Annotated in this window: 22 protein-coding genes; 7 read left to right on the plus strand and 15 right to left on the minus strand. The window is 54.9% G+C overall.

Annotation, left to right across the window (positions count from 1 at the left end):
* Positions 1-87: 87 nt before the first annotated feature.
* Positions 88-1,212: an NADH:flavin oxidoreductase gene (locus tag CJP46_RS21220; protein WP_094597624.1), complete on the plus strand. Its 1,125-nt coding sequence runs from the start codon at positions 88-90 to the stop codon at positions 1,210-1,212.
* A 160-nt stretch (positions 1,213-1,372) separates the two neighbouring features.
* Here CJP46_RS21220 and CJP46_RS21225 read toward each other — a convergent pair whose 3' ends face one another.
* From CJP46_RS21225 to thrC, 5 genes are all read right to left on the minus strand, one after another.
* Positions 1,373-4,495 (minus strand): MMPL family transporter, encoded by a 3,123-nt coding sequence (locus CJP46_RS21225; RefSeq protein WP_094597625.1) that lies wholly within the window; start codon positions 4,493-4,495, stop codon positions 1,373-1,375.
* A gap of 77 nt (positions 4,496-4,572) precedes the next feature.
* Positions 4,573-5,190, minus strand: a complete 618-nt coding sequence (locus CJP46_RS21230; RefSeq protein WP_094597626.1) for a TetR/AcrR family transcriptional regulator — start codon at positions 5,188-5,190, stop codon at positions 4,573-4,575.
* Positions 5,191-5,326: 136 nt separating this feature from the next.
* Positions 5,327-6,301: a biotin synthase BioB gene (gene bioB, locus CJP46_RS21235; protein WP_373558025.1), complete on the minus strand. Its 975-nt coding sequence runs from the start codon at positions 6,299-6,301 to the stop codon at positions 5,327-5,329.
* Positions 6,302-6,823: 522 nt separating this feature from the next.
* A complete protein-coding gene (locus CJP46_RS21240) occupies positions 6,824-8,350 on the minus strand; it encodes an FAD-dependent oxidoreductase (protein WP_094597628.1) in 1,527 nt (508 codons plus the stop codon).
* A gap of 271 nt (positions 8,351-8,621) precedes the next feature.
* Positions 8,622-9,854 (minus strand): threonine synthase, encoded by a 1,233-nt coding sequence (gene thrC / locus CJP46_RS21245; RefSeq protein WP_094597629.1) that lies wholly within the window; start codon positions 9,852-9,854, stop codon positions 8,622-8,624.
* A gap of 175 nt (positions 9,855-10,029) precedes the next feature.
* On the opposite strand from thrC, the gene CJP46_RS21250 reads away from it, so the two are divergent.
* Positions 10,030-10,911 carry a LysR family transcriptional regulator gene (locus tag CJP46_RS21250; RefSeq protein WP_094597630.1) on the plus strand — a complete coding sequence of 294 codons (882 nt, stop codon included), beginning with the start codon at positions 10,030-10,032 and terminating at the stop codon, positions 10,909-10,911.
* A 153-nt stretch (positions 10,912-11,064) separates the two neighbouring features.
* Here CJP46_RS21250 and CJP46_RS21255 read toward each other — a convergent pair whose 3' ends face one another.
* The 4 genes from CJP46_RS21255 to CJP46_RS36610 all read right to left on the minus strand — a co-directional run bounded on the left by CJP46_RS21255 (position 11,065) and on the right by CJP46_RS36610 (position 15,021).
* Positions 11,065-13,038 (minus strand): FUSC family protein, encoded by a 1,974-nt coding sequence (locus tag CJP46_RS21255; RefSeq protein WP_143813007.1) that lies wholly within the window; start codon positions 13,036-13,038, stop codon positions 11,065-11,067.
* Between the two features lie 83 nt (positions 13,039-13,121).
* Positions 13,122-13,616: a MarR family winged helix-turn-helix transcriptional regulator gene (locus CJP46_RS21260; RefSeq protein ID WP_094597632.1), complete on the minus strand. Its 495-nt coding sequence runs from the start codon at positions 13,614-13,616 to the stop codon at positions 13,122-13,124.
* Between the two features lie 213 nt (positions 13,617-13,829).
* Positions 13,830-14,729, minus strand: a complete 900-nt coding sequence (locus CJP46_RS21265; RefSeq protein WP_094597633.1) for an ROK family protein — start codon at positions 14,727-14,729, stop codon at positions 13,830-13,832.
* Between the two features lie 121 nt (positions 14,730-14,850).
* Positions 14,851-15,021 carry a hypothetical protein gene (locus CJP46_RS36610; protein WP_179281255.1) on the minus strand — a complete coding sequence of 57 codons (171 nt, stop codon included), beginning with the start codon at positions 15,019-15,021 and terminating at the stop codon, positions 14,851-14,853.
* A gap of 149 nt (positions 15,022-15,170) precedes the next feature.
* On the opposite strand from CJP46_RS36610, the gene CJP46_RS21270 reads away from it, so the two are divergent.
* Genes CJP46_RS21270 through CJP46_RS21280 form a run of 3 tightly spaced genes read left to right on the plus strand, consistent with a single transcriptional unit; the run spans position 15,171 to position 18,882 of the window.
* Positions 15,171-16,655 (plus strand): spore germination protein, encoded by a 1,485-nt coding sequence (locus tag CJP46_RS21270; protein WP_094597634.1) that lies wholly within the window; start codon positions 15,171-15,173, stop codon positions 16,653-16,655.
* 15 nt (positions 16,656-16,670) lie between these two features.
* Positions 16,671-17,768: a GerAB/ArcD/ProY family transporter gene (locus CJP46_RS21275; RefSeq protein WP_179281256.1), complete on the plus strand. Its 1,098-nt coding sequence runs from the start codon at positions 16,671-16,673 to the stop codon at positions 17,766-17,768.
* Positions 17,758-18,882, plus strand: a complete 1,125-nt coding sequence (locus CJP46_RS21280) for a Ger(x)C family spore germination protein (RefSeq protein WP_094597636.1) — start codon at positions 17,758-17,760, stop codon at positions 18,880-18,882. The genes CJP46_RS21275 and CJP46_RS21280 overlap by 11 nt, the downstream gene beginning before the upstream one ends.
* Before the next feature lie 113 nt (positions 18,883-18,995).
* Here the strand turns inward: CJP46_RS21280 and CJP46_RS21285 are convergent, their stop codons facing one another.
* On the minus strand, positions 18,996-19,274 hold the full coding sequence (locus CJP46_RS21285; RefSeq protein ID WP_094597637.1) for a hypothetical protein: 279 nt from the start codon (positions 19,272-19,274) through the stop codon (positions 18,996-18,998).
* 227 nt (positions 19,275-19,501) lie between these two features.
* Here CJP46_RS21285 and yedE point away from each other — a divergent pair, with 227 nt between their 5' ends.
* Both yedE and yedF read left to right on the plus strand, forming a co-directional pair.
* A complete protein-coding gene (gene yedE, locus CJP46_RS21290) occupies positions 19,502-20,710 on the plus strand; it encodes a selenium metabolism membrane protein YedE/FdhT (RefSeq protein WP_094597638.1) in 1,209 nt (402 codons plus the stop codon).
* The gene (gene yedF / locus CJP46_RS21295) at positions 20,700-20,927 is read left to right on the plus strand and encodes a sulfurtransferase-like selenium metabolism protein YedF (protein WP_094597639.1); all 228 of its coding nucleotides are present in this window, start codon (positions 20,700-20,702) and stop codon (positions 20,925-20,927) included. Before yedE ends, yedF begins: the two co-directional genes overlap by 11 nt.
* Before the next feature lie 220 nt (positions 20,928-21,147).
* Here yedF and CJP46_RS21300 read toward each other — a convergent pair whose 3' ends face one another.
* The 5 genes from CJP46_RS21300 to sigJ all read right to left on the minus strand — a co-directional run bounded on the left by CJP46_RS21300 (position 21,148) and on the right by sigJ (position 25,880).
* Positions 21,148-22,167: an NADP-dependent oxidoreductase gene (locus CJP46_RS21300; protein ID WP_256992449.1), complete on the minus strand. Its 1,020-nt coding sequence runs from the start codon at positions 22,165-22,167 to the stop codon at positions 21,148-21,150.
* Between the two features lie 244 nt (positions 22,168-22,411).
* A complete protein-coding gene (locus tag CJP46_RS21305; RefSeq protein ID WP_094597640.1) occupies positions 22,412-22,705 on the minus strand; it encodes an ArsR/SmtB family transcription factor in 294 nt (97 codons plus the stop codon).
* Between the two features lie 69 nt (positions 22,706-22,774).
* Positions 22,775-23,701: a M15 family metallopeptidase gene (locus CJP46_RS21310; protein ID WP_094597641.1), complete on the minus strand. Its 927-nt coding sequence runs from the start codon at positions 23,699-23,701 to the stop codon at positions 22,775-22,777.
* 74 nt (positions 23,702-23,775) lie between these two features.
* Positions 23,776-24,849: an acyltransferase gene (locus tag CJP46_RS21315; protein WP_179281257.1), complete on the minus strand. Its 1,074-nt coding sequence runs from the start codon at positions 24,847-24,849 to the stop codon at positions 23,776-23,778.
* 173 nt (positions 24,850-25,022) lie between these two features.
* Entirely contained in the window at positions 25,023-25,880 is an 858-nt protein-coding gene (gene sigJ / locus CJP46_RS21320; protein ID WP_094597643.1) for an RNA polymerase sigma factor SigJ, read from the minus strand.
* Positions 25,881-25,905: the final 25 nt, after the last annotated feature.

Here is a 25,905-nt window from a genome sequence, read left to right on the forward strand (position 1 = left end):
TTAAACGCTCTTTCTTTTCATCATATATATCTGTTTTTATGGAAATATAGAAAAGTACAAATCTCACATATTGGAGGAAAATCATACATGACCAGCAATCCACAGCATACCCGTTCCACCGCAGCATTATTCGAACCGTTTACCATCGGCAGTCTGACACTGCCTACCCGCATCGTCATGGCGCCCATGACCCGCGGATTCTCCCCGAACGGAGTACCGGGCCCGGACGTGGCGGCCTACTACCGCCGCCGTGCTGAGAACAACGTCGGCCTCATCATTACAGAGGGTACCGTAATCAACCATCCGGCGTCCACCGACAGCCCGAACATTCCGAGATTTTTCGGTGAAGATGCGTTGAACGGATGGGCCGAAGTGGTCAAGCAGGTTCATGAAGTAGGAGGCAAAATCATCCCTCAAATCTGGCACATCGGCATGACCCGCCCAGTCGGCGCCGAGCCGAACCCGGAAGCGATGCCGATCGGACCGTCGGGCCTTGATCTGAACGGCAATCAGGTTTCCGAACCGATGACGGAAGAGGAAATCACCTACGTGATTCAGGCCTATGCCGATGCGGCTGCCAATGCCAAACGGATCGGGTTTGACGGTGTGGAAATCCATGGCGCCCACGGTTATCTGATCGACCAATTCCTGTGGGAAAGAACGAACCGCCGTACGGACCGTTACGGCGGCGACATGATGAAGCGCGCCCGTTTTGCGATTGAAGTGGTGGAAGCGGTCCGCGCTGCCGTAGGACCGGACTTCCCGGTCGTGCTGCGCCTCTCCCAATGGAAGACGAACCAATACGACGCAAGGCTCGCCCCAACACCGGAAGATCTTGGACAACTGCTTGGCGCCTTGTCTGACGCCGGCGTTGACGTGTTCCACTCCTCGACCCGCCGTTTCTGGGAGCCGGAGTATGAAGGCTCTGACCTGAACTTCGCCGGCTGGGCCAAGAAGTTGACAGGCAAGCCGGCCATTACGGTTGGTTCCGTTGGTCTCGATGAAGCGTTCACGAGCCTGTTCGCAGAAGGCAAAGGAGCAGGCCAGAAGGACATCGACGATCTCCTGGAGCGCCTGGAGGAAGGTGAATTCGACCTCGTTGCCGTTGGCCGCGCATTGCTCGCAGACCCGGCTTGGGCTACCAAAGTGCGTGAAGGCCGATTTGACGAGCTCGCTCCATTCACGCCGGAAGCGCTGAAAACACTGGCTTAAAGCGGTCACGCCCCACCACCCCCGGGACAACGCACCGCGTGAAGCCTTGATATAGATACAAAGACCGGAAGAGGGCTGCAGCCTCTTCCGGTCTTTTTGCTGTATACATAATTATGTCTCCATATGCCTGCGCACGATACGTTCATGCGTCTATGGGTTCTTAAGAATCGAGCGTGGAATCTTTTCCGCTGACATGGGCCATCTGCTGTTTGCGGGAACGCCCGCGCGATAGGGTTTCCGGCAGTACGATTAAGGCCGGCACCAGCATCGGCAGCAGGATGAAACAGAGAACGACCAGACCGACGATCACAGCCGTGGCCAACTCGATCAAGAGAACGAGCCCCGATGGCATCAGCGTAGCAAACGTTCCGCCAAGAATGACCATAGCGGAAATTATGACCCCGCCGACGCTCCGGGCTGCTCTGACGATTCCTTCTCCCGGAGACAAATCCCCATTTTCCTTGTAGCGTTCCATCAGGAAGATGCTGTAGTCCACGCCGACCGCGACGATGATGATGAAGGAGAAGAACGGTACAAAAGAGGATACCCCTTCCGCCCCGATGATATAGGTCGTCACGAACTTCGAGGCACTCATCGCTACATAATAAGAAGCTACAAGCGACAATACGATAAAGACCGAAGGCCAGAAGGACCGGATTACGAACAGCAGAACGACGAATACGCTGATGATGACGATAACTGCCGTGCTGTTGAAGGAACTGATCTGAGCCTTGTTCGTATCGTAGGTGGTCGAGCTAGGTCCGGCCGCCCCGAATGTGGCATTCCCGAGCACGGTTCCCTTCAGTGTGCCGGAGACTTCGTCGTTGATCTTCTCGATCGTGTCCATGGCCGCCGGGGAATACGGATCGTCGTTCAGGATGACGATCAGCTTCGTAATCTTGCGGTCCTTAGACATAAAGGCGTCCACCGCCTGCTGGAAGTCTTCGTTCTCCAGCGCCTCGCGCGGAATAAAGAATGTCTTCGAGCTGTTCAGCTGGGTCAGGAAGTCATTGGTCTTGCCGAGACCATCGGAGATGTCGCCCAGTCCGTTGCCGCTCTGGTCGATGCCTTCTTTCAGCTGGGACATGCCGCCCGAGAGGCTGGAGAGTCCGCTCAGCAGCTGCTGCTGCCCGCTTTGGACGCTGCCCAGCGCATCGTTCAGCTTCTTCATGTTCGCGGCGATTTCCTGGCTGCCGCTGCTGCCTTGGCGCAATCCCTTGGCCAACTGGTCGGCCCCTTGTTCCAGCGCAGCCAGACCGGTGGTCATCTGCTTCTGCGCCGCGGCAATTTGGCCTAAGCCGCCGGAAGCCTGGGCGAAGGATGCGTTCAGCTTGGCATAATTCGCATTCAGCTCCTTGAGACCGCCGTCCAGCTGCGCCAAACCGGTAACGAGTCCTTCGCCGGTCTGCTTCAGTTGAATATAAGTCGGATCCTCCGCCAATTCGCTATGGCTCTCGCCCAGTTTGCCGATCATCGTGTTCATGCCGGCAAGCCCTTGCTGAATTTGTGGAATCTGTCCGGATACCTGCTCATAACCGCCTGCGAGCGAAGCATAACCTTTGGACAGCTCGGAAAGGCCCTGGTTGATTTTGGACGTATTGGTGCTGACGGTATTCATGCCGGCTTCAAGCTTTGCGATACCCTTGCTGAGCTCCGACGCTCCGCTTGCCCCCTGCTGAATACCGCCGGACACTTGAGAGATCGCAGCCGTAATTTGATCGTAGCCCTGCTTGACCTGCCCGGTACCCGACACCAGCTGATTGGCGCTCGAGAAGTCGGGCGTCGTCAATTTATCTCCGATCTGGTCCAGACCGTCCTTGATCTGGTCCACGCCTTTTTTGGAGGCCGAGATGCCGTCTGTCACCGTCTCCGTCTGGCTGCTGATATAGAAGTCATCCACAGGCTCCGACTGCGGCTGGGTCACGCTCGATACCGATTTGACCCCGTCGATGCCCTTTAACTTCTCGGTCAGCTTGTCGATGACCCCAAGTGAATCGTTGTTGTCCAACGCCTTGTCGTCTTCGATGACCACTGACGTCGGCAGCGCCTGGCCGCGGCTGAAATGATCGGCTACGATGCTGAAGCCTTTGGTCGACGGATAGCCGTCCCCCAGCTCCTTCAGCTGGTCGAAGGACAGCTTCTGGCCGCTGGTCAGCAGCACCGGAATCATCAGAATGACGATGATGACCGTAACGATGACCGGATGCTTGACGGAAACCGCCGTCAGCTTCGCCCAGAAGGTGCTCTCCTTGTGGCCCGCCACTTTTTTCGACGGCCAGAACAGCTTCGGTCCGAGCGTCTTCATCAGAAACGGCGTCAGCGTCAAAATTTCAAGCACCAAGATGACCGTGCCGATCGCAACCACGTTGGCCGATTTATAGATGCCGAAGTCGGAGAAGCTGAGCCCCGCAAAGGCGATAAAGACGGTCAGAATGCTGTATACGATCGTTTTGCCCGCCGTTTTGTAGGAAGCGATGATCGCTTCATCGGTGGACTTGCCATGCGAAAGTTCCTCTTTAAAACGGTTGAACAAAAGAATGTTATAGTCCGTCCCGATGCCGAACAGGATGAGCACCAGCAGCATCTGGGTCACGCTCGTGATCGGGAAATTCATTTTATCAATGATTTGCGCCGCAATCCCCATCGAACAGAGGTAAGATACGCCTACGGCAAGAAGGGACACGAACGGTATGATGATCGAACGGAACATGACAATCAGCACGACCAGAATGAAAATGACGGTCAGCACCGCGCTTTTCTCCACGCCTGCCGTGGATGCCTTGATGTAGTCGTTTTGGATAAAATCCTCGCCGCTCAGGTAGTATGTCGCTTTGACATCCTTCAGCACCTGATTAAACTGGTCCGTGATTTCCTCCATATCCCGTCCGTTCTTATCCAGGCTGAAGCTGACCATCACGGTTGTGCCATCCTCCGAAATCAGCTGTGACTTGGCTTCGGGCATAGAGAACGGATCCAGGACTTCGGTGATGCCAAGCTCGGACTGCTTCGCCTTCATGTCCATTACGCCGCTCTCGATGCTCTTCATATCCTCGTCCGTCAGCTTGTTGTCCTCATGGAACACCACGATGTCGCTGGTCCCGGTCTGGCCGGTCATTTTATTCAGCAGCGCCCCCGCAACCTTGGATGGGCTGTCTTCGGCGAGGGGATCCTGGCCTCTCTGCTGGAGAATAGCGTTCACGTCGGGCTGAAATACGGTCAGCAGGACCGTCGCCACCAGCCATAACACCAGAATCGCCCAGCGCCACTTGATGATTTGCCGCATGTTGTTGATATTCCTCCTTCAACTTCCTTAGTAAACAAGCGTTCATTTTTGAGCGAAAAAAAGGGAATCCTATGGATTCAGCCCTTTTTTTTATTCCAATGATCCGTGCCAAAGTAGTACAGATACACCAACTGGTTCACCAGCCGTTTGACCGTCTCCCCGTCTTCATGATCGCGCAGGATCAGACATACGCCTTCCACTACGGTTCCGCCCAGCATCTGGGCCGTCTGTTTCTCTTCCAGCGTCAGCTCGCCGGTCTCTTCCTTACCGAAGCGGATCATGCTCTCCAGAATCGATACGACCAAGGCGCAAATGCTTGCCTTCACACCGGCGTATTTGGAACCGGTGCTGCGGTTGAGCAAAATCATCAGCTCGGCGCTGGATTCCTCGAACAGACCGACGATAATGCTCTCGACCATCTGCAGGCAGTCGCTCGCCTCCGTCCCTTTGGCGAAGTTCTGGTCCACTTCCTGCTTAATGACCAGGATGTTGGCGATGCATCGCTCATAGACCGGCCCGACCAGCGCTTCGAACAACTCCTCTTTATTTTTAAAATAACGGTAGATGTTCCCGGTGGTCATGCCGGCCGAGGCGGAAATGCGGCGCATGGAGGCGTCGGCGTAATCATGCTGCTTGAATTCGGCCAGAGCGGCGTTCAGTATACTTTGGCGGACGTCGTCTTTGAGAATTTGCATTAATAAACACCCGTTTACTGATAGATTAATGAGTTAATTATAGCCGCTTCATCGCCTGCTGGCAATTGTCGGTTTTCCGGCTTTTCATCCTATGCGGGAAATTGTCGAAACATACGTTGATTTTAGGCGGTTACGGTCAGCGTCCCTCAGCTATCGCCCGCTCCTCGATCTCGAAACCGAGATCCTCGATCATCGCATGGTCCGCAAGCACATCCTGCCCCTCGGTCGTCAAATAGTCGCCCACGAATACCGAGTTGGCTGCGTAGAGCGCCAGCGGCTGCAGGGAACGGAGGTTCAGCTCGCGGCCGCCGGCCACGCGGATTTCTTTGGACGGGCACACGAGCCGGAACAATGCCAGCACCTTCAGCGCCTTCAGCGCGGGCGTACGCCCGGCATGCTCCAGAGGGGTCCCCGGAATCGCGTTCAAAAAGTTAATCGGGATCGAGTCAGCGTCCAGCTCCCGCAAGGCGTAAGCCATTCCGACGATATCCTCGTCGCTTTCGCCCATGCCGATAATGGCCCCGGAGCAGGGGGACAAACCGGAGGCTTTTGCCTTCTGGACCGTGTCCACCCGATCGTCATAGGTATGCGTAGTGGTAATGCGGCCATAATTCGATTGGCTCGTATTGAGATTGTGGTTATACCGGTGTACCCCCGCCTCAGCCAGTTTCTCCGCCTGTCCGTCCTTTAAAAGCCCCAGGCATGCGCAAATTTTCAGCGGCATCGTCTCCCGGATCTCCTGAACCGCCTCCACGACTTGATCCAGCTCCCTCGGCGTCGGGCCTCGGCCGGAGGCCACGATGCAGTATGTACCCGCTTTACGCGCTAGGGCCTCCCGGGCCCCGGCAAGCACCGTTTCTTTATCCAGCAGGCTGTACTTCTCGATCGGCGCCGTGGATACGATGGATTGGGAACAATAGCCGCAGTCCTCGGGACACAGTCCGCTTTTTGCGTTCAAGATCATGTTCAGCTTCACCTTCAGGCCGTAGAAATGCTTTCTTACCGCAAAGGCTGCCTGCATCAGCCCCAGGATCTCATCGTTCGGCGCGTTTAATACAGCCAGCCCCTCTTCCATGGCAAGCCGCTGTCCATTCAGCGCTTTGTCGGCCATAGCCTGCCAATCCTGTCGTGCCGGACTTTCCAGAACCGTGTCTTTATGCATAGGTCATCTTCCCTTCAAACTGTCATATTTTCGGTATCGTTTAATCGTTACATCGTAAAATCGGTCTATTAGCCACACGTTAATTGTCAACCTAATCGACTCAATGTTGGTTGACAATTAATTTACCGCTATTCTAGCAGATCGGTCAACTGCTGTAAATGAGTGAAACGGCAAACCGCTGCCTCTGGTTTCGTGCCTGTCTGAAAGGCGAACCTATCGTACCAACGTGAAAGGAACCCGAGGATTCGGCACAAAAGACAATTAAAGAGGCACCCCTTCAGTTGCCGGATAAGCTGCCGGACAGGTGCGTGAACCCGTAAAGCAGCTGCCGAACGCAAAAAAGCAGAGAGCCCTAAGCTCTCTGCCTTGACTACATACTGTCGATGATTCCGTCTGCCCGCACGGTTAATGGTTGAACTAGTACAAGGACCCCGGGAAAAGAGACCGCGCACAGGCATCCTGACGTGTTCCTTATCCGGCCACTTTAATATGGTAGTCCGTCTTCAAGTACTGATGGATCCGTTGGAAGTCATCCGGGTTCAGGTCGTGCAGGCGCTTGCCTTGCTTTAGCTCCCGGCCCAGAATAATGCCGATCGTCTGCGCCGCCAGGGCGGTGTTCGGCATGATGCGCGCACTGCCGTAGGCTTCGATGGTTGCCCCGATATTTTTGCCGGTCACCAGGACGTTGCCATAGCCCTTCAGCTCAAAGGAACGCAGCGGAATGCCGTATCGGTCCGGCTGCCCCAGATGGATGCCCTTCGGCACCGTCCGGGTTCCCTGCAGATCCAGCGCATAGCCGCCGATGCTCACGTTGTCCCAGAACATCCGGCTGTTCATGACGTCCGAGAAGGTCAACATATAATCCGTTTCGAACCGGTTGTAATCGCGGATATATAAATAATCCGGAAAACCGTTCAGCTCCGCCCGGTCGAACCCGGGTATGTTTTGCCGCAAAAACTGCAGGATGGACGGTGCCTCCGCCTTAGCTTTCTCTAGAGCAGTCTGCACCGATTTCGGATCGGAAGGATTAACGTCGAAGATCAGAAGCGAGTTCATTATGGCTTCGCCGCCCCTCTGATAAGAGGTGTTCATTCCTCTTAGCAGCAGCTGCGGATCGCGCGGCTTGTATTTGAGCGTAATGTTGCTGAACCCGGTGGCAAAATCCCAGTCGACATACGTATTTCCTCCGTATTTATCCCGCACGTTGGTCAACGGGTAATCGTCCAGCACGGCTTGATGGAGCTTGCTCCAATTCACGTGCTTGAACTTGAGCATCATCGTGGCCGCCATGTAGTCGGGATGGCCGACCTTTGAAATGCGCTCCATCCCGGGAATCCGCTTCACGTTCAGCTGACCCGTCAGGGCGTTAAAGTCCGTGTTCTCCACCCAATAGCCCGCTTCAATTATGCCGATGCTGCCTTGATGGTCCCGGTACGTTAAAGATTTCAGCAGCTTTTCCTTCCCGCCGGAAGGCGTGCTCGCCACGGACATGACCGTAATTCCGCTCTGGATCGGAATTCCCTTGATCAGCCGGTCGTAGTACCGGTTAAAGTCGGCCTCCTTACGGATTTTTCCGCTATTGTAGCCGTCAAACAACGTTTTGATTTCGCCTTGGACCAGACTCCGCTTCTTGGCGTCGTGCGGCTCGTCCAGAAACATCATCTGCCCCTGAATCAGCTCGCCGCCCGGCTTGTTCCGCGGGTCGAGAATCAGAACGCTGAGCCCCTGCTTCTGCGCTTCCCTCGCGAGCAGCACCCCCTGGATTTCACTGCCGATTACGACCACGTCGTAATGCTTGTTCTTCGCAGAATTGCCTTGCGTGTGATTGCCTTGCGTATGTTTGCCCTGCGTTCCCGCCGTGCCCCCCGTCCTCACGGGAGCATCCACCTCAGCCGTCGCGGCCTCAGGGAACAGGGAGGCCGGCGTCAGAGAAATAACCAGCCCCAAAATAAGGAGAGGAAAAAGGACGAAATATACAAATTTCCGCTTGTTGATCATGAAAAAGCATGCGCCCCTTGTCCAATTGTAATCATTGCATGGAAAACGTCTAATGATGCGGGTGCCAACAGAGTCGTGGTCATGGAAAACCCGCGAGGATACTTGGGTATTGATAAAATAAATCCGTGACAGATATAAGGGAGGCAAAAGACGCACAGGCTATAGGCCATCCCTTCTTATTCCATAAAAAATACCCCAAAAACGCTCCCCGTATGTTTGCAATCGTCCCTCCGGCTTCCCCCGCCACCTTTATGGGGCGCACAGCTTAGGTTTACCGGAGAAGCGCCTGCCATTCGGAACCCGACAAGTCCACCGGAACATCCTGAAAGCTCCCCTTCAGCACATCGGTATCCTTTAGAAGATTTCCCGTCAAAATGCAGACCGCCGTCTCGTCCTTGGTGATCGTCTTCTCGGCGATCAGCTTCTGCAACCCGGCGAGCGTTGCCGCCGAAGCGGGCTCGCACCCGATTCCGCTCTGGTCAATCCGCGCCTTGGCGGCGAGAATTTCCCCATCGGTGACGGAACAGGTTACGCCGCCGCTCATCTCAAGCACGCTGCGCGCCTTTTTCCAGCTCGGCGGGTTACCGATGTTCAGCGCGGTAGCCAGCGTATCCGGCCGGGGTTCCGACGTCAGTACCGAGCTGCCGGAAGCCATCATGCGGTGAAAGGGGCTGGCCCCTTCCGCTTGGATCAGCGCGATCCGCGGCACCGACGGGATGAGCCCAAGGCTCTTCAAATCCATCAGCCCTTTGCCAAGCGCCGACACGTTGCTGAGCGCGCCTCCGGGAATGATGATCCAGTCCGGCAGGCTCCAACCGAGCGTCTGGGCGGTTTCATAAATGATGCTCTTCTGCCCCTCGATCCGAAGCGGGTTCACCGAGTTGCAGACATACAACCCCAGCTCCTCGCCCCGCTCCTGCAGGAAGCGGATTCCGTCATCATACGTGCCGTCAAAACTGAACACCCGGGCGCCGTAAGCCTGGGTTTGCAGCACTTTGTTTTCGGATACGTTCCGATTGGGGACGAATACATAAGCGCGGCTTCCCCCCATGGCCGCATACATGGCGAGCGAAGAGGAAGTATTTCCCGTCGAGGTGCACGCAAACCCGGAGTACCCGAGAGAACGACCATGCGACACAGCCACGGTCATCCCGTTATCTTTGAAAGATCCGCTCGGATTCTCACTCTGCGCCTTGAAGTACAGCCGGCGGATCCCCAGCATCTCGCGAATCGGCTCGGGGGCGTACAGTCCGGTATTGCCTTCATATTTAGTAACAATATATTCGACCGGAAGTTCCGGAAAAATTAATTCTTTATACCGCCATACTCCGCTGGCATAGACCCCCATCCGTTCGGACAGGCGTTCCTGAAATCGCCGCTTCAGAAGCTCGGTATCGATTTGAGCCAGTTCCTGCTCCACTTCCAGCAGCCCGCCGCATTCGCATTGAACCCGAAACGGCTCCAGGCGATGCCTGCTGCCGCAATCCACGCATTTCAGCCTCATTGACAAATTCCTCCTATTTTGACGTCGCGCTTCCTCATTTGGTTGCACCCGCCTGCAATTTAAGCTTAGAATATGCTCAAACCTGGTATAAATCTAATATATTATTTTTAAGGAAACATAAATTTCAGTTATGATTTAGCCGTAATCCCTAATCCCTATGTAAAGGAGAATTTCCATGAACCTGCATGCGCTGCGCCTCTTTCACCAGGCCGCTTCCCTGGGAAGCGTGACCCTCGCCGCCGAGGCTTTGCATCTCAGCCAGCCCGCCGTGACGGCCCAAATCAAAAAGCTGGAACGCGAGATCGGCCTCCGCCTGCTGATTCCCCAAGGGCGGGGCGTCATGCTGACAAAGGCCGGCAAGCATCTGGCCGCCGAAGCCCGGCGGCTGTTCGAGCTGGAAGGCCATATCGAGCAGAAGCTGGAGCAGCTGAAGTCAGGCAGCGCCGGCAGACTTCACATGGCAGCCACCTATCTTCCGGCCAACTTCCTGCTCCCCAAGTGGATCGCCCGCTACAAACGCGCTTATCCCGGCGTAGGGGTCGAGCTCAGCACCGCCAATTCCAGCCAGGCCGCCGATATGCTGCTGCATTACCACGCAGAGATCGCCTTTATCGGCGGCATCCGGCTGGATCACCCGCTTCTGCTGCGCACCCCGTGGTATGAGGACGAGATGTGCTTCATCGTCCACAAACGGCATCCGCTCGCCGGCGCCCGGGTCAGCCTGGAAGAGATGCTGCAGGAGCCGTTCATCTACCGCGAGGAAGGCAGCTTCGGCAGGGAGCAGCTGATCGCTTTATGCTCCGCCCGCCATCTTCCCTCCCCGCCGGTAGGGCTGCAGATGAACGGCCTGAACGAAACGCTGCGGGTCGTGATGGAGGGCTACGGCGCAGCCTTTCTGTCGCTGCTGGAGACCCGCGAACATATCGCGGCAGGCGATATTTCCCGGGTGGAGGTCGACGGTGTCCATTTGACAAATCCGGTTTCCATATACACCCGGAAGGAGGAGTCTTCTCCTCCCGCCCAGAGGTTCATCGATATGATTTTGACCACGTCATAACTTGTCGAAAAGCGTTGTATTGTTTAGTACAACTATGCCGAACTTTGTAGAGGAACGTCTGGTGGTGGGCGGTGTAGCCCGCAGGCTGAGGAGGACAAGAAAAAGGCAAGTCCGCGGGATATGAAGTCCATACGGCTTGCCTGAGAGGAAGGGTTATGATGATTTCAAGACAGGGGACTGCGCCGTGCGGTCCCGAATCTGCAGCGCTTCATGCAGCCCGGCCAGCTCGTGCTGAAGCGCGGGGATGGAGCTGAGCGCAGGTATATTCGCCGGATCCGGAGGAAGCTGCCGCTCGGCGGCCTGGGCCATTTGTTCAAAAAATACGCTGCAATCCGATACCGCATCGCCCGAAGCGGCATGGCTTTGGGCGTTCCCAGCAGCCGTGATCACGGCATATCCAATATGCTGCACCGCATCCAGCGCAGGCCACCAGGAGCTGGCCTGATTCCGCCGGCCCACCGATTCGGCGAGAGCCCCGTCATACAGCAGGCGCAGCCGGATGAGCGCAGTTTCCAGCTCGTTCGTCAATGTGGTGACCCTACTGGAGGGGGAGGAAGACAGAATACTTTCCAGCAACTTGCCTTCCATCCGGATGACGCCCGCGAGCGCCCGTGGCAGCTTGCTGGAGGAAGCCCGTCTCCAAAGGAAAAACATGCCGATGATGCCGATAGCGCTCCCGATCAGAATATCGGTCAATCTGGCCGAGATGAAGAAGCTTACTGCCATGTCCGGATGGCTGCTCTCCGCAATCAGCAGCGAGCTCGGGGTGATGAAAATGACGGCCAGAGCATAATTACGCAAGTAAATCAGTTCGATAATGAATTGAAGAACGGCCATAATGAGCGCGATATAGATGCCTTCAGGCCGCAGCGACAAGATGAAGGCGCCGAGGAACAGTCCGATGACGGTGCCTGCCGTCCGCTGGATGGCCCGGTGGGTCGTGCCGAGTACCGTCGTACCGAGCATCACCGCCGTGCAAGAGAGCGGCACCCAGTAGGACCGGTTCAAATCCAGCGAGTAGGCGACCGCGGCAGCGACCGCAATCATGATGCCGTAACGAAGCGAGGTATGAAGCAGCGCCGAATGCGGGTTCAGGGCGCCGGACAAGAGACGGCGCAGAGAAAAAGAGGGAGGAAGGGTCACTTCCTCCGCCTTCACGCGGCCCGCAGCCTCGCCCAGGCAGATGGCGGCCGCCTCGTTCAGCAGCCCGGACAAGCGCCGGACATGCCCGTTCGGGCTGTCCGCAGCCGCCTTGGGCTGCAGCACTTCCTGCTGCGGATGCTGCAAGCGATCCGCAATCGAGAGCAGGGACGCCGCCGTGCCGGCCGGCACCTTCGCCGCCTGGCGGTCCAGCGAGATTTCGACGGCAGCCATAAACATTTCATTGGCCTTCCGGGTCAATGCCATCAGGCGCAGCGTCGGCCCATAATTCCGGCGCCAGCGCAGCTCCCCGCCGGACACGGCTGCGTCAGCGGCGCGGAGCTGAACGGCCGCCTGGTATCTTTTCTCCGGGTACAGGTCGGTTCCGATCGCATCCACACAAGCGGCAAGGCTTCGGTAAGCCCCGGCGACCACTTTCGTCTCCGGCCCATGAGGACGAAGAAGCCAGCCGCTCATCCCTACGATCCAGGCGAAGGCCCCACCGGCTAGCACGAGCAGGGTTCGCAGAGGCAGGGCATGAAGATCGTACGGCAGACTCGTCCCGACCGAGAAGGTCAGAATGAAGAACATCGCCGACGGCCCGGCCATTTGAAATGCTCCGAAGCCGAATACGGCAAGGGCACCGATCAAGCCGAACAGCAGCACCATCAGCCACGGGGTTGCCGCCGAGATCGCTCCAAGGCCAAAGGTAAGCGATAGGCCCAGGGCCACGCAAGCCAGCTTGATCGCCCGCTGCCGGTACGTTTCGCTGCCCACGTACAAGAAAGCAAAGCCCCCGATCGAGGCGCAGAGCCCGTAATCGAGATGCCCGGTCAGCGCGCCGACCAGCGTAGGCACTCCTGCCGCAACGGCCGAGCCAATTCCCCGGAACCACTGCAGCGGCAGCGGCCGGATGCGGAACGCATCCCGGACGGTTCCGGGAGCCGGGCCTTTCTGCACCGCCCGAACCCCCGGATAAGTATTCATCGAATTCAATTCACATCATCTCTCTCTTCTTAAATTCCATATTTTGTTCGCACCCATCACCGTGGTACGTCACTCTTTCTTATCTACTCAGCTCCATGATCATCCACAAACGGACCGCCCACGCCGATATTCCGGTTGATCCGCTTCAGCGTCTCGCTGAACAGTGCCAGCTCTGCCTCCGGAATTCCGGCCAGCACCTCCTCCCGGTACAGCCGGTTGATCTGCCCGACCAGCTCCACGTGCAGCTGCTTGCCCTCTTCCGTGATATAGATCAGAAACGAACGCCGGTCCTCTTCATTTCGGCTGCGGCGGACGAGGTGCTTCCGCTCCAGGATGTCGAGAATCTTCGTCAGGTTCGCCTGGTCCTTATCCGCAATCCATGCGAGTTCCTTCTGCGTGATGCCGTCCTGCTCGCTGAGCCGCTTAATGACCGTCCATTGTTCCGGGGTGATATCGTCATCCTTTAAATGAAACGCCATGTACCGGTTCAGCGCACGGCTCGTTCTGGATACAAATTGTCCGTACAGATCCTCGTAGTCTCCCTTATTCACGGCCGGATAGTCCTTTCTCTTGTCCATGTTCTTCTTTTCACTCTACAACCAATAATGTTTTTTGTAAATAATATTCGCAGACAAATAATTAACATACAAACTAATTTTTGAATCACATGACTCCACCTACATGATGCGCAGCAAAGGTGTAAGGGGATACATTCCTTTCCGAGAAAAAAATTTGTGCCGAAACGAAAAAAAGGCAGCCATTCTGCACGAATGACTGCTCTGCTATGTACCCTAATCCTTCCCCAATCGGTTCAAAATCAGCCTTGCCGCCCCGATCGCTCCGGCCTGGTTGCCTAGTACCGCCGGGCGGACATCGATCCCCGGACCAAAGCCGGAGAGGCATTCGTCAAGCAGCGGCCACCAAATTTCCCGGGAATCGGCCAAGCCTCCTCCAATCACGATCGCCCCGGGGTTGAGGCCGATATGGATATTGTGCAGCAGCACGCCTAAATTTCGGACGTATTCATGGACAACTTTCACAACGGACGGGATTCCTCGCTTGTAGTCCCCCAGCACTTCAACCCCTGATGAATACGCCTTGCCTGCGGACTCAGCCGCAAGGGAAACCAGCGCCGTTCCGGACAGGTATTGCTCCACGCAGCCCCGTTGGCCGCAGTTGCAGAGCCGTCCCCCAGGTACGAGAATGGTATGTCCCCATTCTCCGCCATTCCAACCGGCTCCCCTGAACAGTTCGCCGCGGGTCATGTTCGCCCCGCCTACGCCGGTGCCCAGGGTGAGCATCGTGATGTCGGGAATTCCCTTTCCCGCTCCCAGCCAGGCCTCCCCGACAAGTGCCGTGTTAGCGTCGTTATCGACAAAGACCGGCCGTTCGTATGTCTGCTCCAGGATCGACATCAGCTCCGTCCCCTGCCAGCCCGGCAAATTGTCGGTCGCATACACAATCTTTCCAGTATGGACATCGACCCGGCCGGCGGTGCCGATGCCGATGCCGGATACATCCTCGTGTCGTTGGATCAACTCGTGCAAAAGTGAATGCATGTTAGCCATAATCCGATCTTTTCCCTGCTGCGCATCGGTCGCAATTTTGCCGAGGTCGAGTACCTGTCCGCTCCCATCGAGCACCATGCCCTTGATGGAAGTTCCGCCAATATCCAGGCCAATTGCCTTCATCTATCGCACATCCCTTCGGTCCTGCTCAGATGCTTCCATTATAGCAATTACTAGATATTTTCTCCATAATCAAATTTTTAAAAGGAGAAATATTTCACTCCATAATCGCACCTGCGTCGCATCAGCAGTACCGTTTGAAATGGATGTTCTCATATTTCATTCTCAGCCGATCCCGAAGCGCAATCAGCTCGTCTTCATGCATGAGATCAAGCTGCTCCTTCGTATAATCCAATCCGTGCTCCTCCGCTATATCCAAAATACCGCGAATATACATCTCCCGGTAATCCTTCATTCCCGGCCTGCCTCCTTTTTCTCGCTTTGTTTAGTCCCTACTTCATACAGTACCCTTCTGTTCTGCGCTCAAACAACAACCTGTTCAGTCTACATCCGGGGAGCGTATAACTGAACCGCAGTTGGATAGAATACCCATGAGGTGTGATTATGGACATTATTGCAAAAATTAAGCATTTTTTCGTGGCCGGCGAAGAAGAGAAGACGACGGTCAAAGAGCCGGAGAAAAACGAGCATCCTTCGCTTGAGCACACGATACGGCAATTCGAACATTCGATGGATTTTGTCCACCGGACTTATCCGCAATGCAAAGTAGATGTCCTATATTTAGCTTCTATCGTCGGAAACGACCAGCTGCTGCACGAAGTCATTCAGCCCTTTACCGATGCGGACGAAGAAGAAGTCAAAATCGCCCTTAACCGTTCCCAATATGTCGTGGTCGTGGACAGCAAGGAGTGCATCAACGGCATTCTGAACGGCAAGGCGGCCGTTTTCTTCCGGGGCAGCACCTATCTGGTCGATATCGCCAAACCGGTCGGCCGCAGCATCGAACAGTCCGAGACCGAAACGGTCATCTCCGGTCCCCATGACGGATTCGTGGAGAATATCGACCAGAACCTCGGCGTCCTGCGCCAAAGACTGAGGAGCGCCCACTTAAAGTTCGTCAAGCTGGAGGTCGGGGAAGTCGCCAAAAACGTCGTCGTCATTGCATATATCGAAGGCATCGCCAATCAGCAGATTGTCGACGAGCTGGTCAAACGGATCCAATCGATTGAATATGACGCCGTTACCGATTCCAATATGCTGATTCAGTTCATTGATGAGAATCCCAACTCTATCTTCCCGCAATTTATGACGACCGAGCGTCCGGACGCGATCGTGTCCAAGTTGGTCGCCGGCAGGGTGACCGGATTCGTGGACGGCAGTCCGTCGGGCTTTATCTGCCCTACCGACTTTTTCGACTTTTTCTCGTCGCCGGACGATTACTACCAGCGATGGCTGATCGGCACCGCGCTGCGCGTTTTGCGGTTCATCGGTTTCCTGATCACGATTTCCTTTACCGCTTTTTATGTGTCCGTCACGACCTATCATTATGAAATGATTCCGCACACGATGCTGCTCAACTTGACGGAATCCCGGGCCAAGGTCCCGTTTCCTCCGCTGCTCGAAGCGCTGCTCATGGAAACGACGATCGAGCTGCTGCGGGAAGCCGGGGCCCGGCTGCCGACTAAAGTCGGACAGACCATCGGCATCGTTGGCGGTATCGTGATCGGGCAGGCCGCGGTTCAGGCTGGATTTACGAGCAACATTCTCATTATCTCGGTTGCTACGTCTGCCATCGCTTCCTTTGTCATCCCCAGTTACATTATGAGTGCATCCATCCGCCTCATCCGGTTCGGACTGATCATCATGGCCGGTATTCTGGGGAACCTCGGCCTGTTCATGGGTATCGGCTTCGTCGTCATTCATCTCGCCGGGGTGACCAATATGGGAGCTTCCTATCTCACGCCGCTCGCCCCTATCAACTTTAAAGACATGCTGGACACTTATATGCGGGGACCTTTCTGGGCATTGCGCTCACGGCCGACCATTACAAGAACGCCCAACAAGAAAATCAATAAAATGCGGAAATAGCGGCGGTGAATGACTATGAACGAAAAACTAAGTGCTTTTCATATCGCAACCTTGATTTATATGATCGAAAACAACATCACCTTGTTTGCCCTCCCGCGTCTGGTGGCGGAGAACATGGGAACTAACGGCTGGGTGGGATATATCATTCTTGCCTTGGTATCCACCGGCAATATTCTGCTGTACTGGGCGGTCTACCGCATGGGGAAGGGAAGGTCCATGTTTGACATTCTGGAGAAGTCCCTTTCCAAATGGATTCTCTACCCGCTATATGTAGGATTGGCCATATTTTATATCATGATCGCTTCCTTTGTCGGAAAAAACTTCTTTCTGATCTTCCAGATGATTTCTTTCCAGACATCCAGTGTAACCCTTATCTTTCTGCTGTTCTGCGTCATGGTGTATTTACTGCTCACCAAGCATATTTACAACATCAGCAAAGCTGCTACGATATTCGCCTTTATGACCTGGTGGACCTTGCTGCTAACGTCTTACCAGCTACGCGAGTGGAAACTGGTCCGCCTGACGTCATACTTTTTTGAAGATCCCGCAGGGGGGCAGGTTCTGCATAATTGGGCCGAGGTCTACACTTCCTTTATAGGCTATGAGCTGTGCATTTTTTTATTTCCTTATGTCAATAAGCAGAGCAAGCTGTTTAAAGGGGTCCTGTTCGGGCATCTGCTGACCGCATTGGCCCAGGTGATCGTCCTGCTGACGGCGTTCGGCTTCTTCAGCTTCCAGCAGCTTCAGTCCTTGCTGTACCCGATCATCGATATGCTGGACTTTATTGAAATGCCGTTTATTAACCGGGTGGAAAACCTGGTGTTCGTCATCTTCGTATTCGGCAATCTGGTGACGACCACCATGTTTTCGTTTGCGTCCCTGTCCACGGTCAAGCGGATCTTTCCCAAGGCCCGCCCAAAGCGTCTCGAGTTCTTCATCGTGTTGGGAGTATTTATCGTCGGGTTGTATTCCAAATATTTAGCCCAGTCGGAGTATCAACTCCGGCGTGTGCTCTTTACGGAGATCGGGATTGCCTACATCCTGCCGATGCTGCTGATCATGATGCTCCTGTTCCAAAAGCTTCGGGAAAGGACAAACAGTCATGGACATTAATAAGCGCCTGCTGATAACGCTGATTGCCGTTTTTCTGCTGCTCACGGGATGTACCGACCAGCATATTATTGAAAGGGCGGGTTTCGTCCGGACGATCGCCTATGACTTATCCGGGGAAGGAGCAGACACGAAATTAAGAGTGACCGTCAGCATCCCGAAGTCAAACCACGAGGATGCGATTGTCTATTCCACCATGGCGGAGTCAGGGAAAAAGGCCAAAATGACCTTTGACCGGCAGAACAACCGCCGCCTGGTCAACGGGCAGCTGCGCCAGGTCGTATTCGGGGAGAGGTTGGCAAGAAGAGGCGTTTGGAGCAATATGGACACGTTGACCCGTGACCCGTCCATCGGCTCGCGTCTGCATATCATTGTGTCGGAATCCGACCCGCATCACATCCTGATCCGCAACGATTATCCCCAAGGCCCCACAGCCGGGGAATATATCGACACACTGATCCGGACCGAAGCCAAAGCCGGGGAAATTCCGGACACCAGCCTGTACACGTTCACAAGAGATTACTTTGACGACGGCATCGATCCTGTGGCCACCATTCTAAAGGAGGAGAAGGAGTCTTTGACCGTTGACGGCATCGCCTTGTTCAAGAACGATCAATACGTCGGGAAAATCGAAGCGGATGACCGGATGTTCTTCGCTCTGCTCCATCACGGGGTGCGGGCGGGGGATCTGAACGTCGGACTCAAGTCAGAGCGTGACGGAGAAGAACAGGCGACGCTGGAGTACCTGTCCAGCAGCCGGAAGGTAAAGGTTCTTTCGACCCGGGACATTCGCGAGGGCAAACCGATTCAGGTGGTCCTCCACATCAAGCTGGCGGGATCGCTGCTGGAATATATCGGACAGCTTGATATGAAAAAGAGAACCGACCAACAAAAGCTTGAAGTCGAGCTGGAGAAAGCGGTCCATCGAAAGTGCCAAGAGCTGATTGACTCCATGCAGGAGAAAAAATCCGACCCTATGGGTATCGGACAGCATGTCCGTAATTCGATTCCCCACAGCGTATGGAAGCAGCTAAAGTGGGAAGAGGTATTTTCCAAAGCCGATATTAGCGTTCACGTCGACGTCAAAATCCGGGATTACGGCAAAATGCTGCACTAACAAAAAAACCGCCCGAACGGGACTGCATCTCCAATCGTAGATACAATCTGCGATTGGAGATGCAGTACAAAGTTCGAAGCGGTTTTTCCGTCTGTCGGCATGCCCCGGCTGCCCTAGTCCTCGTAACCGGCCAAACCCTGGTCCATCAAATAATCCATTTCCGCCTCCAGAATGGCTTCTATGGTCATCTCATCCAGCTTGACGTCGCGGCGGCTCACCACATAATCGACCAAATCATCCATATCGATCTCTACCTCGCCTTTCACGTCGGCCTTGGCGTTGTTAATGTAGGCTTCCTCATGCTTCAGGACGAGCGCAACGCTGTCCCGGTCGGCTTTCGTTTCCTCGGCAATATATGAAATCAACTCTTGTTGTTTGAGCGGCTTGTTCATGGGTGAAATCATCTCCAATCTTTGTTTAACTAGAGCCATTGTACCACAACTTCCCCCGAACTCCATGGGCATCGCCTAGCGCGAAAAATCCCTCTTCTAATTCCTGGCCTTTGTTGTAGAATAGAATGGCATCCCTATGGAAAGCAAGGTAACCATTGGGAGAGCCAAACGATGAAATCACTCGTCCCCTACTCGGGACGGGTTCGGAAAGGAAATGTTGGACGAGAATGAAGCAGGTGTACGACAAGGTGTTTAACCGCTACTGGAGCCCTTATTTGGCCATGGCGCTGGCCGGTATATTAAGCGCCGTTTATTTCGGCATCACCGGCACGGTCTGGGCCGTCACCGGGGAGTTTACCCGCCTCGGCGGGCATCTTCTGGAATGGTGCGGTGTGGATGTTTCGGGCTGGGCTTACTTTAAGCTGATCCATATGGACGGAACCACGTTCACCCGGACCGACGGATGGATCGTATGGGGCATGTTCATCGGCGCGCTGGTCATGATTTTGCTCAGCAACAGCTTCAAAATCAGGGTCCCGCGGCAGAAACGCCGGCTTGTTCAGGGATTGGCCGGTGGTTTTGTGGCCGGCTTCGGCGCACGGCTTGCCCTCGGCTGCAATCTTGCGGCGTTTTTTACGGGCGTGCCGCAATTTTCCCTCCACTCCTGGATTTTCATTGCGGCTACCGCAATCGGTACATACCTCGGAACCAAGCTGGTGAATGCCTCGTGGTGGAAGGGAATGCCAACCCTTCTGAAAGGGAATGCTGCCGCCCCTTCCGCGCCCCGCAAGAGGATTCAGCCTTACATCGGCGCCGTTCTGGCGCTCGCCTACGCCGTGCTGATCGTCTATTTCTATGCGGCAGGCAAAACGATGCTGGGCACGGCCGCCTTGTTCGGGGCTGCCTTCGGCATTCTGATCGAACGGGGACAGATCTGCTTTACGTCCGCGTTCCGCGACCTCTGGATCAGCGGACGGGCGTCCATGACGAAGGCGATCTTCGTCGGTATGGCCGTCAGCTCGGTCGCCACGCTGATCATTATTCTGGTAAACGGAATGGATCCGATTACGAAGATCGCCGCGCCGAGCACACTGATCGGCGGCATCCTGTTCGGCATCGGCATCGTCATGGCCGGCGGCTGCGAGACCGGCATGATGTACCGTCTCATGGAAGGCCAGGTCGTGTTCCTGCCTGTATTCATCGGTAACATTGCAGGAGCCACCGCTCTGGCATACGCCTGGGACCATCTCGGCATTTTCGATGCCATCGTGAAGCCCGGCAAACCGATCAACCTCATTACGGCCATGGGACCGGCCGGTGCGATCATTCTGACGCTGGCTTTGCTGGCGGTCGGATTTGGCATCGCCGTGTACTGGCAAAAAAACTACCGGTTTGGCATCGGCTTTAAGAAAGGGGAAACGAAACATGTCCATTGATTTTACGCTCGATCTCCGCGGGGAATCCTGCCCGTACCCGGTCATTTACACGCTGGAAACGCTGCGTGATCTGAAGGAAGGCCAGCTGCTGCAGGTCATTACCGACTGCCCCTCTTCCTTCCGCAACGTACCGGAGGAAGTCGTGAAGCATGGGTATACGCTGGAACAGGACCCCGTCCGGAACGGCCAGGAGTTTTTGTTCTATATCCGCGCGTAAGCCGCGGCAGACGTTAAAGGCTGCAGACAAAAAAGGATTAGAGCGATTCTCGCTCTAATCCTTTTTTCATGATCCACAACAAGCAAGGAACGGCGCCAAGAGAGTCCCCGTCACGCCCGCGATAAAGCGGTAACGCCGGCGGACCTTAGCCGTTCCCTGTAATGATCATAACGTATGAAATGCATACCAGATCAAGATATTTTTTCGTCACGCGCCTTTTTTAGGCTTTGGGCTCGCTGACCTTCACTAACATTTTACCGAGATTGGTGCCCTGGAACAGCTGCAGGAACGCGTCGACGACATGATCAAAGCCTTCGACGATCGTTTCTTCGTACTTCAGTTTGCCTTCGGACAGCCACTGCCCGAGCTGCTGCAGGCCTTCGGCTTGGCGGGGTGCATAATCGCTGAGCACAAAACCTTTGATCATCGAGCGGGTCTTGATCAGCTTGGACAAAATTCTCGGGCCGACATCCTCCGTGCTGTTGTAGGACGAAATCGCACCGCACAGCGGAATCCGCGCATAGTCGTTCAGCAGGTTCATGACCGCATCCGATACGCTGCCGCCGACATTGTCAAAATACACATCGACCCCGTTCGGACATGCTGCTGCCAGCGCCTCTTGGAAATGGGCTGCTTTATAATTCACCGCTGCATCAAAACCGAGCTCGCGGATCAGATACTCGCATTTCTCATCCGTACCGGCGATGCCAACGACGCGCGTGCCTTGAATCTTGGCAATCTGGCCGACGAACATCCCAACGGAACCGGCCGCGCCCGACACAACGACGGTTTCCCCTACCTTCGGCTTGCCGATATCCAGCAGACCGAAATAAGCCGTCAGTCCTGTCAGACCCAGCACGCTCAAATACGCGGACAACGGGGCGAGCGACGGATCGAGCTTGCGGACGCTGCCGGCATCGACCGTGTTATACAGCCGCCAACCAAGCATCCCGATCACCTTATCGCCCGGCTGCAGCGCATCGGACTTCGATTCCACCACTTCGCCGACGATTCCGCCGGAAATGGCCTCATCCAGCTTGAACGGCTCCACATACGACTTCGCGTCGCTCATTCTTCCCCGCATATACGGGTCCACCGACAAATAAAGCGTGCGGATGACGGCCTGTCCATCATTCGGCTCCTGCACGGCCCCTTCGCGGAACTCAAAATTTTCCGGTCCGGGCATGCCCACCGGGCGCGATTTTAACAGAATCGAACGATTCATTGTTTGTTGTACCATACAATATTCACATCTCCATCGTTTAAAATTGGGGTCAAAAGGCGACGAATGCGATCCTTAAAACAATCAAATTTAAATAAGAAAAACGTCTATCGACGTACCTTCAAAGAAGACAAATCGCGTCTAGAGGAAGTTTTTCTTGCGAGATCAGGAAGCAGAAGCTCCGAAATGTATACTTTCTGATCTTTTCAGATAGTTTTAAAACTTTCAAATTATCCAGAATAAAGAGAGGTTTCCCGCCCAATCATAGACTGTCTAGGAAACCCGGCAAAAATGCGTTAAACGTATCCTCTCTAAGCTGTCCGTATTTATTCTGGCCTTTCCGGTAAATGTGGATCAGGTCGGCCTCATATAAAATCTTGAGATGATACGACACGTTGGACTTGTCCATCCCAAGCGATTCGCCGACCTCACCGCATGTTTTGTGCTCCGGATGCTGAACCAGATACCGGATCATTTCGATCCTCTTCACTTCCGACAGCGCCTTGAAAATTTTGGTTCGCTTCTCATCGTCTTTTGACGTTAGTTTGATAGTCATGCAACTATCCTACTCCTTTGCCTTCAGCAGAGTCAAGCAGCCAAATGGTTACAGTTACGTCTCGCCCCTTTATTCCGCTGCCTGCTCTTTCTCGGTCGTGACAATGACCCCATCAATATTATCCCCGGAAATTTCATAGTTTGCGGAAGCCGGCTTATCCATTTTTGCCATATCCGCCGACGGATAATAAGCAATCTCATAGGTCTTGCCCTCCACCGTCTCCGTGATCTTCCCCTGCTGCTTCAAATAGTCCAGATATTCTTCCAGCGCCATATTCTTCTCTTTCATCACGGCGCTGTGCGGCAGGCCGACATACCGGAAGTGCCACGGTTCATATTCGATGCCGGTAATGCTGATTTTGTCCTCGGGATACCGCAGAATAAAGCCGTACTTCCAGGCGTTCTCCTTCAGCCACTTTCCTTCAGGGGCCTGGTCCATCTCCTTCAAACTGGAGCCGATATCCATGGATAGTCCCAAATTGTGCTCACTGGCACCGGCCGGGAGGGCGTATTTGGAGCCCTTTTCCTTATACAGCTCCTCCTGCTTGTCAAAATCGCGATAGCCGCTGCTGATGAGGAAATGATCCACACCGTCCTTCTTGGCCGCATCCACCATCGTCATAAAATGGCGTGCCAAATCCTCGGACAGCATAATATGCGCGTCCAGCAGGCTGTATCCTTCCATCAGTTCTTTATGATCAAACAGATTGACAACGTCCTTCTTTACCGCATCCCCGGAAACGGGATGATCCTTGTTGACCAGCAGCAGGTTGCCCAGATGCACCTGATTCGAATTGACGTCCAAATACGGACTTTCTTCCTTGGTTGGGGACTCTGGGTCCGGTTTCGCCGAAGCCCCGTCTTGCTTGGGTGCCCCCTGTTCGGTTTCTGTCGTGACGTGCCTTTTGCCCGTGCCACCGATCTGATGCTGTACGCTTCTGAAGCCTACCAGCACCAGGATGATGATGACCGCGAGCATGAAAAACCACTTTCTCATCTCATCGTGTCCTCCTTCAATGCCTGTGTTATATGATAGAGGATCGCTTGGGAAATGAATAGGGGAAATTATGACTATTTCGCGGATTCGCCAACAATGTATGGTGCCAGCGGCGTCCGGGAGACCGCCTTGACGATCACCCATGACAGCAGGATGGACAGCGCTCCGCCGGCCCATAAGAGCAGATGATAGGAGACTGGACCGTTTTGCTGCACATATTCCCGCCACAGGAGCAGGAAGAACGGATGCAGCAGGTAAATGCCATACGAATACGTTCCCAGTGAAAACAGCGCCCTGTACAGCGGGCTTCCTTGGCGGAATCCCCGCGCCAGCTGCAGCAGGAATAAGCAGGCCAGCGAGAAATACAATCCTTCGGACAGCTTGTTGACGTACGAAAGATAAGGCTGCGAAACCCAGTGCGGTGCGGCCGTCTGCAGCCACTTCTGCCCTACATACACGACTGCAGATGCTGCAAATGCAGCGAACATCCAGCCCATACCTGAGCCAAAGGCTTGCTGGACGCCTTTCTCCCTCATCTTTTTGGCAGCATACGCCCCCAGGTATAAATACAGCATATACGATCCGATAAACGTGCCGACTTCGTCCATATGCCAAACATAATAGTTCAGCAAATAGATGGCCAGCTGGATGGCGATTCCGAAAACGAGCGGATGATGCTTCAGCACCGGAGCCTTCTGCAGCAGCATGAACAGCGGAAACAGCAGGTAGAACTGCGCGATAATGATCATGAAGTACAGGTGCTCGTAATTGTCCCCCAGCGGCAGGTTCTTCCAGAAGCGGTTCCAGCCCTGCTCCAGCGAAAGCCGGTGATCGTACGTGTAATAGGCGGCATAGAAGAACGACCAGAATAGATAGGGGACCACGACCTTCTTGACCCGCTTTTTATAAAAAGAAAGCCAACTCAGCTGCCGCCCATCGTAATGGTAGAACAGCAGGAGTGCGCTCAGGAACAGAAATCCCGGAACGGCGAAGTTGCAGCCGACATTCACGATATAGTAGAGCGGGTATAACGCCGAGCCGGTCGGCAGCTTCGTGACCGAAAACGAAGTCGTATGAATGGCGACTACCGCGATGATCAATATACCTCTCAACAGCTCCAGATAGGTAATCCTCTCTCTTTTTCCCACAATGTCCACCCCAGATGTTTGGATTCAGCCGTAAACATGTATTACCCATATGATGGGGGAAATTACCCAGGTATTTTCTAGGGGGCGAGAAAAAAGCAAAAGACCCGGGGACTCCCCGGGGCATTTAATCAGTATTCGTCTAACTGGAGTAACTGATACGTTAACCCATCGTTCTACAGATGCTGAAGCTTATCGGGGTTTCTGACGATATACAGGTCGCGGATCCGGCCATCCTCCACATGAAGGAGCATGGCGCCCTCGATTCCCTCCTTCGACCGGAACACAAGCCCCGCCTGGCCGTTCAGTGAGACATGTTCCATTTGTATGCCGCCCTCAAAGGCCAAAAATTTATGATAGATTCCCAGAGCAAAGCGGGCGACGAAGATCGGCGACATGATCGGCTGAACCGCAGCGGACGCTTTACCGCCACCATCGGACGTAATGGCGACGTCCTTCGAGAGCAGGGACAATACGGAATCCATGCTTCCCTGCTTCAGGGCCGCCAGAAACCGGTGGACCCACTCCTCGTCCGCGGCTTCCGGCTGAATCGGCATCTCGGGATCAAACCCCATTTTGCCCCGGGCCCGGCTGAACAGCTTGCGGCAGTGAACCTCCGTTTTGTCGACGAGTTCCGCAATGTCCGGATATTCGAAACCCAGCGCCTCCCGCAGGATAAACACGGCGCGCTCCAGCGGGGACAGCCGTTCCAGCAGCACCAGCATCGCATAGGACAGCAGCTCCCCGCGTACGACTGTTTCAGCCGTGTCCTCCGCCGACGTCTCCACCGGCTCGGGCAGCCACGGCCCGAAGTACTGCTCCCGCTGCCTGCGGGCGGATTTCAGCATATCCAGGCAGCGGTTCGAAACCATTTTGCACAGGTAGGCTTTCGGTTCAATCAGCTGCGACATATCCCGGTCCGCGACCTTCACGAAAACGTCCTGCACCGCATCTTCTGCATCGGACACGGAGCCCATCATGTGATAAGCGATAGAAAACAGCAGCGGCCGGTAATTTTCATACAGTTCCCTCATCGGATGCTCACCTTTCCTATTGGCA

This window comes from Paenibacillus sp. XY044, from assembly GCF_002257645.1.
Classification (GTDB): Bacteria; Bacillota; Bacilli; order Paenibacillales; family Paenibacillaceae; genus Paenibacillus_AQ.

What these genes read in the sequence shown, in the direction of transcription:
- CJP46_RS21220 (WP_094597624.1), top strand. Translation starts at nt 88, where the DNA reads ATGACCAGCAATCCACAGCATACCCGTTCCACCGCAGCATTATTCGAA.
- CJP46_RS21225 (WP_094597625.1), bottom strand. Translation starts at nt 4,495, where the DNA reads ATGCGGCAAATCATCAAGTGGCGCTGGGCGATTCTGGTGTTATGGCTG.
- CJP46_RS21230 (WP_094597626.1), bottom strand. Translation starts at nt 5,190, where the DNA reads ATGCAAATTCTCAAAGACGACGTCCGCCAAAGTATACTGAACGCCGCT.
- bioB (WP_373558025.1), bottom strand. Translation starts at nt 6,301, where the DNA reads ATGGCCGACAAAGCGCTGAATGGACAGCGGCTTGCCATGGAAGAGGGG.
- CJP46_RS21240 (WP_094597628.1), bottom strand. Translation starts at nt 8,350, where the DNA reads ATGATCAACAAGCGGAAATTTGTATATTTCGTCCTTTTTCCTCTCCTT.
- thrC (WP_094597629.1), bottom strand. Translation starts at nt 9,854, where the DNA reads ATGAGGCTGAAATGCGTGGATTGCGGCAGCAGGCATCGCCTGGAGCCG.
- CJP46_RS21250 (WP_094597630.1), top strand. Translation starts at nt 10,030, where the DNA reads ATGAACCTGCATGCGCTGCGCCTCTTTCACCAGGCCGCTTCCCTGGGA.
- CJP46_RS21255 (WP_143813007.1), bottom strand. Translation starts at nt 13,038, where the DNA reads ATGAATACTTATCCGGGGGTTCGGGCGGTGCAGAAAGGCCCGGCTCCC.
- CJP46_RS21260 (WP_094597632.1), bottom strand. Translation starts at nt 13,616, where the DNA reads ATGGACAAGAGAAAGGACTATCCGGCCGTGAATAAGGGAGACTACGAG.
- CJP46_RS21265 (WP_094597633.1), bottom strand. Translation starts at nt 14,729, where the DNA reads ATGAAGGCAATTGGCCTGGATATTGGCGGAACTTCCATCAAGGGCATG.
- CJP46_RS36610 (WP_179281255.1), bottom strand. Translation starts at nt 15,021, where the DNA reads ATGAAGGATTACCGGGAGATGTATATTCGCGGTATTTTGGATATAGCG.
- CJP46_RS21270 (WP_094597634.1), top strand. Translation starts at nt 15,171, where the DNA reads ATGGACATTATTGCAAAAATTAAGCATTTTTTCGTGGCCGGCGAAGAA.
- CJP46_RS21275 (WP_179281256.1), top strand. Translation starts at nt 16,671, where the DNA reads ATGAACGAAAAACTAAGTGCTTTTCATATCGCAACCTTGATTTATATG.
- CJP46_RS21280 (WP_094597636.1), top strand. Translation starts at nt 17,758, where the DNA reads ATGGACATTAATAAGCGCCTGCTGATAACGCTGATTGCCGTTTTTCTG.
- CJP46_RS21285 (WP_094597637.1), bottom strand. Translation starts at nt 19,274, where the DNA reads ATGAACAAGCCGCTCAAACAACAAGAGTTGATTTCATATATTGCCGAG.
- yedE (WP_094597638.1), top strand. Translation starts at nt 19,502, where the DNA reads ATGAAGCAGGTGTACGACAAGGTGTTTAACCGCTACTGGAGCCCTTAT.
- yedF (WP_094597639.1), top strand. Translation starts at nt 20,700, where the DNA reads ATGTCCATTGATTTTACGCTCGATCTCCGCGGGGAATCCTGCCCGTAC.
- CJP46_RS21300 (WP_256992449.1), bottom strand. Translation starts at nt 22,167, where the DNA reads ATGGTACAACAAACAATGAATCGTTCGATTCTGTTAAAATCGCGCCCG.
- CJP46_RS21305 (WP_094597640.1), bottom strand. Translation starts at nt 22,705, where the DNA reads ATGACTATCAAACTAACGTCAAAAGACGATGAGAAGCGAACCAAAATT.
- CJP46_RS21310 (WP_094597641.1), bottom strand. Translation starts at nt 23,701, where the DNA reads ATGAGAAAGTGGTTTTTCATGCTCGCGGTCATCATCATCCTGGTGCTG.
- sigJ (WP_094597643.1), bottom strand. Translation starts at nt 25,880, where the DNA reads ATGAGGGAACTGTATGAAAATTACCGGCCGCTGCTGTTTTCTATCGCT.